Source organism: Bacteroides sp. 1_1_14 (assembly GCF_000162515.1).
GTDB lineage: Bacteria > Bacteroidota > Bacteroidia > Bacteroidales > Bacteroidaceae > Bacteroides > Bacteroides thetaiotaomicron.
Window position 1 is genome coordinate 610,132 of sequence record NZ_GG774706.1, and the last position, 11,864, is coordinate 621,995.

The window sequence follows — 11,864 nt, forward strand, 5'->3', positions numbered from 1 at the left end:
TAGATTCTCCCTTCTTTTTTCTTGCTTTTCCCTATCTTTGCAGCCTGAAAACGTCCGGCACCGATGAACTTGTGGTCCGGCACCGATGAGGCCTTCCTTCGGCACCGATGAGGAGGTGGCTCGGCACCGGGTAAAAAACGAGGACTCAATGAGTGCTTATATCTACTTATAAGATGGAGATTATCAAGAACTACCTGAAATATTCGTTATGGCTTGTACTGATCGTGTTTGCAGCACTCTTTGGGTTGCACTGGCTTCCGGCTATAACGATCGACGGACACACGATGAGGCGTGTCGATCTTTTAAGCGATCTTCGCTATCCGAAGCAGGAAGTGGCGGTAGCCGATTCGGATACCATTCCTTTACCTCCTGTCGTAAAGCCGGTTTTTGTCGATACTTGTCGTGCGGGCATGACTTGCATTGAAGATTACGGTGACTCTACCCGTCGCGGTATGGCTTCTTTTTATGAAGCGCTCGACCGTACTTCTTCTTCACATCCGGATCATGACGGGCTGGTACGTATCGCCGTTTTCGGTGATTCATTTATAGAGGCGGATATCTTTACGGCTGATTTACGTGAAATGCTTCAGAAGCGGTTTGGCGGTTGCGGTGTCGGATTTGTCACAATAACTTCGATGACGAGCGGGTATCGTCCTACCGTGCGGCATACTTTCGGCGGGTGGTCCAGTCATGCGGTGACGGACAGTGTGTATTTCGATAAAAAGAAACAGGGTATTTCCGGACATTACTTTATTCCCCGTGAAGGAGCATACGTTGAGTTGAGGGGGCAAAGCAAATATGCTTCGCTGCTTGATACCTGTCAGCAGGCTTCGATTTTCTTCTATAATAAAGATTCCGTTCATCTTACTGCCCGTGTGAATCGGGGGGAGAGTAAGAATTATTCCTTAGCGCCTTCGGGCGATTTGCAGAAGATTTCCGTTGAAGGACGCATCGGCTCTGTCCGGTGGACGGTAGATCGTGCCGATTCTACGCTGTTCTATGGCTTGGCGATGGATGGTAAGAAAGGAATCATTCTTGATAATTTCTCCTTGCGAGGCAGTTCCGGCTTATCGTTGCGGGGGATTCCGCAACAAATGCTGCGTCAGTTTAACGAGCAGCGTCCTTATGATCTGATTATTCTTGAATACGGATTGAATGTGGCTACCGAACGGGGACGCAATTATGATAATTATCAGAAGGGACTGCTCACTTCTATCGAACATCTGAAGAATTGTTTTCCACAGGCGAGTATTTTGCTGTTAAGCGTCGGCGACCGTGATTATAAGACAGAAGACGGTGAACTTCGTACCATGCCGGGAGTCAAGAATCTGATTCGCTATCAGCAGAACATTGCTGCCGAAAGCGGTATCGCTTTCTGGAATATGTTTGAAGCGATGGGAGGCGAAGGCAGTATGGCGAACCTCGTACACGCCAAACCTTCGATGGCGAACTACGATTATACTCATATCAACTTCCGGGGAGGCAAACATCTGGCAGGACTGCTCTATGAAACATTGATATATGGTAAGGAACAATATGACAGGAGGCGTGCTTATGAGCAAGAATAACCTGTTGCTGGGCTTTATCTTGGGACTGATGGGAACATTCTTTCTTCTTTCGGCAGGAAAGGCGCAAGACCGTATCCCTGCCTGTCCTCCACTGGGGAAGACCTTGAAAATGATAAAACCTTTGCGGGAAATGAACTGGGCGAATGATACCATCGCCGTGCAGACTTCTTTTCCTTCCGCTTTCCGCGAAACCGGAAGGAATGAGATAATCGACAGCATTGCCCTGCTGACACCCGTATTTGAACGTCTCCGTCAGGTACGTGCCGGACTTTCCGAAGATACGGTGCGTATTCTCCATATCGGAGACAGTCACGTACGCGGGCACATCTATCCGCAGACTACGGGAACGCTGCTGAAAGAAACCTTTGGTGCTGTCTCTTATACCGATATGGGGGTGAACGGGGCTACCTGTCTGACGTTTACCCATCCGGGACGTATTGCCGATATTGCAGCCATGAAGCCGGAACTGCTGATTCTGTCCTTCGGAACCAACGAAAGCCATAACCGGCGGTATAACGTCAACCTACATTATAATCAGATGGACGAACTAGTCAAACTGTTGCGCGACAGCCTTCCCGATGTCCCTATTCTTCTCACCACGCCTCCGGGTTCTTACGAAAGTTTCCGGCAAAGGCGGCGGAAACGTACGTACGCCATCAATCCCCGGACGGTTACAGCGGCAGAAACAATTCGCCGTTATGCCAAAGATCATCGTCTGCTCGTGTGGGATATGTACGATGTAGTAGGGGGCAAGCGCCGTGCCTGTACCAACTGGACGGAAGCGAAACTGATGCGTCCCGATCATGTGCATTATTTACCTGAGGGATATATCCTGCAAGGAAATTTATTATACCAAGCCATTATTCAAGCTTATAACGATTATGTTTCCCATTGATATTGATTTCAGCCGGTTAAAAGAGGTGCTTACCTACGATCCGCAGGCACCGATGATATTCAGCAGTGGTATCTTCCTTTGGCTGTTTGCCGCCTTTATGATCGTATACACCTTGTTGCAGCGTAAGTATACGGCCCGTATTCTGTTTGTGACGCTTTTCTCTTATTACTTTTATTATAAGAGCAGCGGCACTTACTTTTTCCTGCTGGCGCTGGTCACGGTTTGCGACTTCCTGCTGGCGCAATGGATGGACCGTACCGAAGGACGCTGGAAACGCAAAGGATTGGTGACTCTGAGTCTGGGAGTCAATCTGGGACTTCTTGCTTACTTCAAATATACCAATTTTTTGGGAGGAGTGATTGCCTCGTTGATGGGAGGAGAATTTACGGCGCTTGATATATTCCTGCCCGTAGGTATCTCATTCTTCACTTTCCAGTCATTAAGCTATACCATTGACGTTTACCGGAAAGACATCAAGCCATTGACCAACATACTGGATTACGCGTTTTATGTATCCTTCTTTCCGCAGCTGGTGGCCGGACCGATTGTGCGTGCCCGTGACTTTATTCCGCAAATCCGGAAACCGCTTTTCGTTTCTCAGGAGATGTTCGGGCGGGGGATTTTCCTTATTCTCTCCGGTTTGTTCAAGAAAGCAATCATTTCCGATTATATCAGTGTCAACTTCGTGGAGCGTATCTTTGATAATCCGACTCTTTATTCCGGTGTCGAGAATCTGATGGGAGTATACGGATATGCTTTACAGATTTACTGTGACTTCTCCGGATATAGCGATATGGCTATCGGTATCGCTCTGCTGCTGGGTTTTCATTTTAATCTCAACTTTAATTCTCCTTATAAGTCCGCCTCCATCACTGAATTTTGGCGGCGTTGGCATATCTCATTGTCCAGTTGGTTGCGCGATTACCTGTACATATCCTTGGGAGGAAACCGGAAAGGTAAGTTCCGCCAGTATCTGAATCTGATTATTACCATGTTTCTGGGTGGATTGTGGCACGGAGCTTCCTGGAACTTTGTACTTTGGGGAACATTTCACGGCATCGCTTTGGCGGTGCATAAGATGTGGATGTCCATCATAGGTCGTAAGAAAGGAGAACAAAGTCATGGCTGGCGTCGTGTATTCGGAGTCATTATCACTTTCCACTTTGTCTGTTTCTGCTGGATATTCTTCCGTAATGCCGATTTTCAGAACTCGATGGATATGTTGAGACAGATATTCACCACTTTCCGTCCGCAGCTTTTCCCGCAGTTGATCGAAGGCTACTGGCGCGTGTTTGCTTTGATGCTGCTCGGCTTTCTGCTTCATTTCACTCCGGATAGTTGGGAAAATGCTGCTTGTCGTGGAGTCATTCGCTTGCCGTTCTTAGGGAAAGCTCTGCTGATGGTGGCTCTGATTTATCTGGTCATTCAGATGAAGAGTTCGGAGATTCAGCCGTTTATTTATTTCCAGTTTTAGCTTTCTTTCCACACTGTTATGAGCTAAATGATAGTCAATAGTATCTCCAATGGAGATACTACTGTTTGATTCATTTTTTAACAGTTGTGAACAAATCTCTATGTAATCTGTATTTTAGTCTATGGACGTGTGTGGTATTTTGCGCTAGCTTTGCCACGAACAGATAAATAGACATACTATGAGACATAGAATCCTCTTTTTCTTTTTGGCTTTTATCGGAATAAGCCAGTTCGTGACATCGTCCGATGTCCGTAATAAATATAACTTCAATTCAGACTGGTTGCTTTATGTGGGCGATGTTCCCGAGGCAAAGCAGCCGCGTTTTTCTGATTCGGAGTGGAAGAAAGTGACTTTACCGCATGCCTTCAATGAAGATGAGGCTTTCCGCCTGAGCATTGATGAACTGACCGATACGATTATGTGGTATCGGAAACATTTCCGTCTGCCTGCCGACAGCAAGAATAAGAAAGTTTTTGTAGAGTTTGAAGGAGTCCGTCAAGGGGTGGATTTCTATATAAATGGTCAGAATGTCGGCCTGCACGAGAATGGTGTCATGGCTGTCGGTTTTGATCTGACTCCTTATATTAAGTACGGACAGGAAAATGTAATCGCAGTCCGCATCGACAATGACTGGAATTATAAAGAACGGGCGACGGGCACGAAATACCAGTGGAGCAATAAGAACTTTAATGCCAATTATGGCGGTATCCCCAAAAATGTATGGCTGCACGTCACCGACCGTCTGTATCAGACTTTACCTTTATATAGTAATCTCAAAACGACCGGAGTCTACATCTATGCCGAAGACATCCGTGTGAAATCGCGCAAGGCCATTATCCATGCGGAATCTGAAATCAGAAACGAATATAATCGTGATAAGCACGTTTCCTATCAAGTAGAACTGATAGACCGTGACGGCACATCCGTCCAAACATTCGAAGGAACAAAGGCAGTAGTGAAACCGGGTGAGACAATCACGCTGAAAGCGGCATCCGAAGTGGATAACCTGCATTTCTGGAGCTGGGGATATGGCTACCTGTATACAGTAAAGACAAGCCTGTGGGTAGATGGCAGGAAAGTGGACGAAGTTGCCACCCGCACCGGATTCCGTAAAACGCGCTTCGGTAAAGGAATGATCTGGCTGAATGACCGTGTCATTCAGATGAAGGGCTTTGCCCAGCGGACAAGCAATGAATGGCCGGGAGTCGGGATGAGCGTACCTGCCTGGCTGAGCGATTATAGCAATCATCTGATGGTGGAGGGCAATGCGAACCTCGTGCGTTGGATGCATGTCACTCCGTGGAAACAGGATATCGAGTCGTGCGACCGTGTGGGATTGATTCAGGCTATGCAGGCGGGAGATGCCGAAAAAGATTGTGAAGGACGTCAGTGGGAACAGCGTACGGAATTAATGCGCGACGCCATCATCTATAACCGTAATAATCCGAGTATCTTATTTTATGAATGCGGCAATGAGTCCATCAGTCGTGAACACATGATTGAGATGAAAGCGATACGTGATTTGTACGATCCTCACGGCGGCCGTGCAATCGGTTCCCGTGAAATGCTGGACATCCGCGAAGCGGAATATGGAGGCGAAATGCTGTATATCAATAAGAGTGCGCATCATCCGATGTGGGCAATGGAGTATTGCCGTGACGAGGGATTGCGCAAATACTGGGATGATTATTCCTATCCTTATCACAAGGATGGAGACGGCAGCAATTCTTATAAGTCCACCGTTACCAACAAAGTACAGAAGAAAGTGGATGCCCGTGTCTACAACCGTAATCAGGATTCCTTTACCATCGAAAATATCATTCGCTGGTTCGATTACTGGCGTGAACGTCCGGGAACGGGAGACCGCGTAAGTTCGGGTGGCGTGAAGATAATCTTCTCCGATACCAATACGCACTATCGCGGAGTAGAAAATTATCGTCGTAGCGGAGTAACTGACGCCATGCGTATTCCTAAAGATCCCTTCTTTGCACATCAGGTGATGTGGGACGGCTGGGTAGATACGGAATGTCCTCGCATCTATATCGTCGGTCATTGGAATTATAATGATACGGTACTGAAACCGGTATATGTCGTATCGAGTGCCGATAAAGTAGAATTATTTCTGAATGGTAAGTCTTTGGGCAATGGTGAACGGGATTATCATTTTCTGTATACCTTCAAAGATATCGCTTTCGTACCGGGCAAACTGGAGGCCGTAGGATACGACGAAAAAGGAAAAGAATGTTGCCGTACTCAGTTGCAGACTGCCGGCAAGCCGGAACAGATTCAATTGAGCTTCATCCAGAGTCCCGAAGGATGGAAAGCGGATGGTGCGGATATGGTACTGCTTCAGGTAGAAGTCATGGATAAAGACGGCAACCGTTGCCCGCTGGCAAATGACTTGATACACTTTGAAGTAGAAGGACCTGCCGAATGGCGTGGCGGCATCGCACAAGGAGAAAATAATTATATCCTTTCAAAAGACTTGCCGGTAGAATGCGGTATCAATCGTGCTTTGATCCGTTCGCTCACTACTGCCGGAAACGTCCGTATCACAGCGAAGGCCGACGGATTGAAGCCGGCAGAAATCAGCCTTACTTCCTCACCTGTCGAAGTGAAAAACGGTTTGAGTAACTATATCCCCGGTGATGAACTCGAAGGCAGGCTGACTCGTGGCGAGACTCCGCAGACTCCTTCATACAAGGTCTCAAAAGTGGATGTTGGTATCGTTTCCGCCATTGCCGGAGCCAATAATGAGAGTACAGTCAACAGTTTCGATGATAATGAACTGAGCGAATGGCGGAATGACGGGAAAGCAGCTACCGCATGGATTACCTATAAGTTGGAACGTGCCGCACGGGTGGATGAAGTCTGCATGAAACTGACCGGATGGCGTATGCGCAGTTATCCGCTGGAGATATATGCAGGCAAAGAACTGATATGGAGCGGAGATACGGATGAGAGTCTGGGATACGTCCACTTGGATGTAAAACCGGTACTGACCAATGAAATTACCATCCGGCTGAAAGGTACAAGCAAAGAAGGAGATGCCTTTGGACAAATAGTGGAAGTTGCCGCCCCCGTTGCCAATGAACTGGATTTGTTTAAAGCGAAGGATGGGGACAAGACCGGCCATGAATTGCGTATTGTAGAAATAGAGTTCAAGGAGAACTTGTTGAAATAGTTTTTTAGGGTTTGTATGATTGGTTTTCCAAGGACCGTCCATCGTACTGTCAGTATAGTGACATCATCTGTCTTTTTTGATCAGAATGTGTCTTCTTTACTGGCAGACTGAAGGACGTTGTTCCTTGATTTCAACCTTTGAATTTAGCAATAAGATGGAACATTATTAAAATATTTTCTCTTTCTTTGCAATAACGAAAAACATTGAACCTTATGGATTACCCATTGAATAATCAGCCGGCTACTGATCGCTACGATCGCATGCAATATAAATACTGTGGCAAGAGTGGCTTGCAACTGCCTCTCATCTCTTTAGGATTGTGGCATAACTTCGGTAGCGTAGATAACTTTAGTGTAGCGACCGACATGATTAAATATGCCTTCGACCATGGCATCACCCATTTCGATCTTGCTAATAACTATGGCCCTGTGCCGGGAAGTGCCGAAACTAATTTCGGACGGATTCTCAAAGAAAACTTCCGGGGATACCGGGATGAGATGATAATCTCCTCCAAAGCCGGACATGATATGTGGGCAGGACCTTATGGCGGTAACAGTTCCCGCAAAAACCTGATGGCAAGCATCGATCAGAGTCTGCGCCGGACAGGGCTGGAGTATTTTGATATCTTCTATAGTCATCGCTATGACGGAGTCACTCCGGTAGAAGAAACCATTCAAACGTTGATTGATATTGTAAAGCAAGGAAAAGCTCTGTATATCGGAATCTCAAAATATCCTCCTCAGCAAGCGCGGATTGCCTATGAAATGATGACAAAAGCAGGCGTTCCTTGTCTTATCAGCCAGTATCGTTATAGTATGTTCGACCGTGCGGTTGAGGCTGAAAGCCTTCCTTTGGCTGCCGAATACGGTTCCGGCTTTATCGCCTTTTCTCCTTTGGCGCAAGGATTACTGACGGATAAATATCTGAATGGCATCCCCGAAGGCTCACGCGCGGCACGTCCTTCCACTTTTCTGCAACGCTCGCAAGTGACGCCTGAAAAGGTGGAGGCTGCCCGACAATTGAATGAAATCGCCCGTCACCGTGGACAGACGCTGGCAGAAATGGCTTTGGCATGGGTGCTGAGAGACGAACGGATGACATCGGTCATAGTAGGAGCGAGCTCAGTGAATCAGCTGGCAGACAATTTGCAGGCTTTAAACCAGTTGGGATTTACTGCTGAAGAATTAAACGGGATAGAACGAATTTTGTGTAAAGTCTGATGGCTCTATTGGGATAATTGGACTGTCATTTGCTGAGAGTGATTAAAAGATTATTAATCATAATTGGCGCACTAAACTTATTTTTTTATACATTTGCAACGGACTCTTCCGCAGAAAGCCTCCGGGTGGTGGGGGAGCCGTGTATATAGAGAAGACGTTTACAAGCGTTTGTCTTTCGTGTTTCAGAACTTCGCAAACTTTGACCACCGGAATGACGAATAGCAACTAAGACGTCCTCCTGATGTGTATTTATATACATCCGTGCCTCTTTTTGAGAAAACAAAGGGAGGTTACGGGTGTTGTACATATCGGCGTGGGCTTTCTGCGTTGTTCGTTCTCGGTGGTGGGCATTGCGAAGGCCTTGAACATGGAACGGACGAAGGTAAGATTCCCACGCTTTTTTATATATTCCTTTCATCTTACATTTATCCGTTTACCCGGTGGGAGTCAGGGGGACACTCATAGGAAGATTGGGCATGATTCATGCGGGACAGCTTATCGAACGTACGCTTCACGAACAGGGACGCACAGTTACCTGGTTCGCCGGACAGTTATGCTGTACACGTCCCAATATATACAAGATATTCAAGAAGGAAAATATCGACATCCATCTTCTTTGGCGCATTTCGTGCATACTCGATCATGATTTCTTCCGCGATTTATCCGATAACATCCGTATCGGTACTTCTTCATGTGTATCCAAATAAGATACATTTCTGTATCCTATTCGGAACTATGATTTCTCCTGCTGGTATACTCCTTTCGCATACCTTTGCGGCATATTAACATAAAATCACAAAAGAATATGAAAAAGCTGATTCTAATTATGATGCTGGTTTTCGGTTGTGTCATTGGGACGTATGCGCAAAAGACTGTCTTTAAGTTTCGTGATGCGCAGGCACGTGCCGGAGATGCAGTAACCGAAGTTTGTGTAAAGCCTACAGTTGTAGAGGTGAAAATTCTTGAAGAGAAAGGACGAATAAAGGATGTATGGACACTGAGCAGAGAAGAGGTGGAAGTTGCCATGAAGGGTGAGCTTGATAACATCCGTGCATGGGGAACTTATTTGTCCACTATCAAGAACGATTGTGATGTAATCATGGGAGCCACTTTTAAGATAGAGGATGATGAAAAGTCGGGAGGATATACGGTTACGGTCGTAGGTTATCCGGGCGTGTTCACCAACTGGCATACTGCCACGACAGAAGATTACGAATGGATACGTATCCAGAAACTTTCGGGTGCCGATGATAGAACCAAAATAGCACCTGTCATAAAGAACAAGAATTAATAACCAAAAAACATAGACAATAATGAAAAAAGTATTATCAATTGTTGCTGCGCTTTTGTTGTGCGTAGGAACACAGGCACAGATTGTATCATCCAGAAGTGCAATCGTCAAGACTCAAAAGCAAGCGAGTAACACACAATGGTTCCTGCGTGCAGGCCTGAACATCATGAACCTCAACGGTGACGGAGTTGAAGCGGATTCAAACATTGGCTACAATGCTACATTCGGCTATCAAAAGCCTATGGGCGGTGCCGGAGCATATTGGGGAATGGAATTCGGCCTCGGTTCCCGTGGGTTTAAAGCCGATGAAATGAAATGTATCGCACACAATATTCAATATTCACCGTTCACTTTCGGATGGAAAATTGGAGTAGCGGACAATCTTAGCATCGATCCGCATCTGGGTGTTTTTGCCAGTTATGACTATACCAGCAAAATGAAAGAAAGTGGTGAAAGCATCAGCTGGGGAGATTTTGCAGATTATCTGGAAGTGGATTACAATCATTTCGATGCCGGTATGAATATTGGCGTAGGACTGTGGTATGACCGTTTCAATCTGGATTTCACTTATCAGCGTGGATTCATTGACGTATTTTCCGATCTCGATGGAATCAAGACTAGTAACTTTATGATCCGTCTGGGGATTGCTTTCTAATTGAGACACATATTTTAATCATATAAATTTCAGCATTTGCGCTCTTTTCTTTTGATGGAAAAGACGTGAATGCTGTTTTCTTAAACATAGCGGCGTATGATAACAAGACTGAGACTTTGGGTAATTGTATTTTTATTGGGTGGAGTACTGCCCTCTTTGATTGCACAAACTTTTACTGAACAAAAGAATACTTATCCGCTCAGTGCGGACGGCAGCAAATATGTAGTCAACGGATTTATTCCTTTCAGTCCGATGATCGATGAAAGTATTTATGCTAATGCTCTGTTGTGGACTATTAAAAACGTTTGCTCTGCACAGCGTGACGGAATAACAGAAGTAAGCATTCCTGCCAAGAGTTTTAGTTGTGACTTGGTGCTTACTTCCCAGGCGGATGCCAAACAAAAGAATACGTACTATTGTACGGCCCAATTTCAGGTAAAAGATGGGAAGCTGGTCTATTATCTTTCCAATATTCAGATAGAATCATCGGTGGTTATAATGAAGAAAGTCACTCCGATGGAAAAACTACAACCTGAGAAGAAGCCTTCTCACAAGGAAACTATGGATGACTTTGTGCAAATAGAATCGCAGATGCTGAACAAACTGTTTGATTTTGTCAGCACAAACCAGCTTTCTCCTATCACCCATTGGAATGAAATAAATATCGGCAAACCGGTAAAGGGGATGACAGAAGATGAATGCCTGCTGGCTTTTGGCAAACCACAAACAATCTCAGAATCAAATGGTGAAGTGCAATGGATGTATTCCAGCTCTTTCTATCTTTTTTTCAAAAACGGGTGCGTGGAAACGATTATAAAATAAAGAAAAGAAGTAATCCCGAAATTGCTTCTCGTGTCTTATCATCTTTCTATTGATCGGCTATTGTGTATGTCTTTGGTAAGAGGAAGTCAGTGTGTGTGATAAAATGATCTGAAAAGTAGTGAAGATTTACTAGAAATTCTATCGCCCTTATGATGAACTTGAACTTGGGGAGTTGTGATTTGTTGTTGATGTTTATTGTTTTAGTGATAGTTCCTGTTTTTTTTAATTTAAAACATTGATAATAAGCTTATTGTTTTTTTATTTGGTGGTAATATATCTGTGATTGTGTATGAATATGTATAGTATTTAAGCTTGCTATTACTAGTTGAAAGGATAATAAAAGTGTTGGGTGTTTGAGACTTTCTTTCGATATCTTGTTGTTATATATTTGTACACATTGACTCTTTGTTTATCTTAAAGCGGAACTTATATTTGAGATAAACAAAGGTTCTATTTGAAATGAACAGACATTTTGCTTTATGCTTTCTCCACAGTAATTCAACGCGACTTTTGCTCTCATGCCCTAACAGATTGTCTGTATGCCTTTATTCATCGTAGTTTCAGGTATGGCAGCAATTGTGGTAGCAGGTATGAGAGCAAGTGTTTGCTCTCACTCTTCCATGTATCATTATCTGTCATTTGTTTGATGTTGTCGTTTGATTTACAGTGTGTTAATGTCTGAGGTGTCAATTCTTAACGATTGATATTTCAGACATTAATAATTGATAAATCATCCTTTAATAGTTGATAACTCC

9 protein-coding genes are annotated in these 11,864 nt (G+C 44.9%); all 9 read left to right on the forward strand.

Going from position 1 to position 11,864, the window contains the following annotated elements:
- Positions 1-173: 173 nt before the first annotated feature.
- The 9 genes from HMPREF9007_RS10230 to HMPREF9007_RS10195 all read left to right on the forward strand — a co-directional run bounded on the left by HMPREF9007_RS10230 (position 174) and on the right by HMPREF9007_RS10195 (position 11,109).
- The gene (locus HMPREF9007_RS10230) at positions 174-1,568 is read left to right on the forward strand and encodes an SGNH/GDSL hydrolase family protein (RefSeq protein WP_008762067.1); all 1,395 of its coding nucleotides are present in this window, start codon (positions 174-176) and stop codon (positions 1,566-1,568) included.
- Positions 1,555-2,463: an SGNH/GDSL hydrolase family protein gene (locus HMPREF9007_RS10225; protein ID WP_008762068.1), complete on the forward strand. Its 909-nt coding sequence runs from the start codon at positions 1,555-1,557 to the stop codon at positions 2,461-2,463. Before HMPREF9007_RS10230 ends, HMPREF9007_RS10225 begins: the two co-directional genes overlap by 14 nt.
- Positions 2,450-3,937 carry an MBOAT family protein gene (locus HMPREF9007_RS10220; protein ID WP_008762069.1) on the forward strand — a complete coding sequence of 496 codons (1,488 nt, stop codon included), beginning with the start codon at positions 2,450-2,452 and terminating at the stop codon, positions 3,935-3,937. The genes HMPREF9007_RS10225 and HMPREF9007_RS10220 overlap by 14 nt, the downstream gene beginning before the upstream one ends.
- Before the next feature lie 178 nt (positions 3,938-4,115).
- Positions 4,116-7,121 (forward strand): DUF4982 domain-containing protein, encoded by a 3,006-nt coding sequence (locus HMPREF9007_RS10215; protein ID WP_008762070.1) that lies wholly within the window; start codon positions 4,116-4,118, stop codon positions 7,119-7,121.
- 212 nt (positions 7,122-7,333) lie between these two features.
- Positions 7,334-8,341: an aldo/keto reductase gene (locus HMPREF9007_RS10210; protein WP_008762071.1), complete on the forward strand. Its 1,008-nt coding sequence runs from the start codon at positions 7,334-7,336 to the stop codon at positions 8,339-8,341.
- A 476-nt stretch (positions 8,342-8,817) separates the two neighbouring features.
- Complete coding sequence (locus HMPREF9007_RS27210) at positions 8,818-9,048, forward strand: hypothetical protein (protein WP_032814234.1); 231 nt, start codon at positions 8,818-8,820, stop codon at positions 9,046-9,048.
- Positions 9,049-9,146: 98 nt separating this feature from the next.
- On the forward strand, positions 9,147-9,632 hold the full coding sequence (locus HMPREF9007_RS27215; RefSeq protein ID WP_008762073.1) for a hypothetical protein: 486 nt from the start codon (positions 9,147-9,149) through the stop codon (positions 9,630-9,632).
- A 22-nt stretch (positions 9,633-9,654) separates the two neighbouring features.
- Positions 9,655-10,287, forward strand: coding sequence for an outer membrane beta-barrel protein (locus tag HMPREF9007_RS10200; RefSeq protein WP_008762074.1), 633 nt, complete (start codon positions 9,655-9,657; stop codon positions 10,285-10,287).
- 96 nt (positions 10,288-10,383) lie between these two features.
- Positions 10,384-11,109, forward strand: coding sequence for a hypothetical protein (locus HMPREF9007_RS10195; protein WP_008762075.1), 726 nt, complete (start codon positions 10,384-10,386; stop codon positions 11,107-11,109).
- Positions 11,110-11,864: the final 755 nt, after the last annotated feature.

Bases quoted from the DNA above. Each gene is read 5' to 3' on its own strand.
- HMPREF9007_RS10230 (WP_008762067.1), top strand. From the start codon at position 174: ATGGAGATTATCAAGAACTACCTGAAATATTCGTTATGGCTTGTACTG.
- HMPREF9007_RS10225 (WP_008762068.1), top strand. From the start codon at position 1,555: ATGAGCAAGAATAACCTGTTGCTGGGCTTTATCTTGGGACTGATGGGA.
- HMPREF9007_RS10220 (WP_008762069.1), top strand. From the start codon at position 2,450: ATGTTTCCCATTGATATTGATTTCAGCCGGTTAAAAGAGGTGCTTACC.
- HMPREF9007_RS10215 (WP_008762070.1), top strand. From the start codon at position 4,116: ATGAGACATAGAATCCTCTTTTTCTTTTTGGCTTTTATCGGAATAAGC.
- HMPREF9007_RS10210 (WP_008762071.1), top strand. From the start codon at position 7,334: ATGGATTACCCATTGAATAATCAGCCGGCTACTGATCGCTACGATCGC.
- HMPREF9007_RS27210 (WP_032814234.1), top strand. From the start codon at position 8,818: ATGATTCATGCGGGACAGCTTATCGAACGTACGCTTCACGAACAGGGA.
- HMPREF9007_RS27215 (WP_008762073.1), top strand. From the start codon at position 9,147: ATGAAAAAGCTGATTCTAATTATGATGCTGGTTTTCGGTTGTGTCATT.
- HMPREF9007_RS10200 (WP_008762074.1), top strand. From the start codon at position 9,655: ATGAAAAAAGTATTATCAATTGTTGCTGCGCTTTTGTTGTGCGTAGGA.
- HMPREF9007_RS10195 (WP_008762075.1), top strand. From the start codon at position 10,384: ATGATAACAAGACTGAGACTTTGGGTAATTGTATTTTTATTGGGTGGA.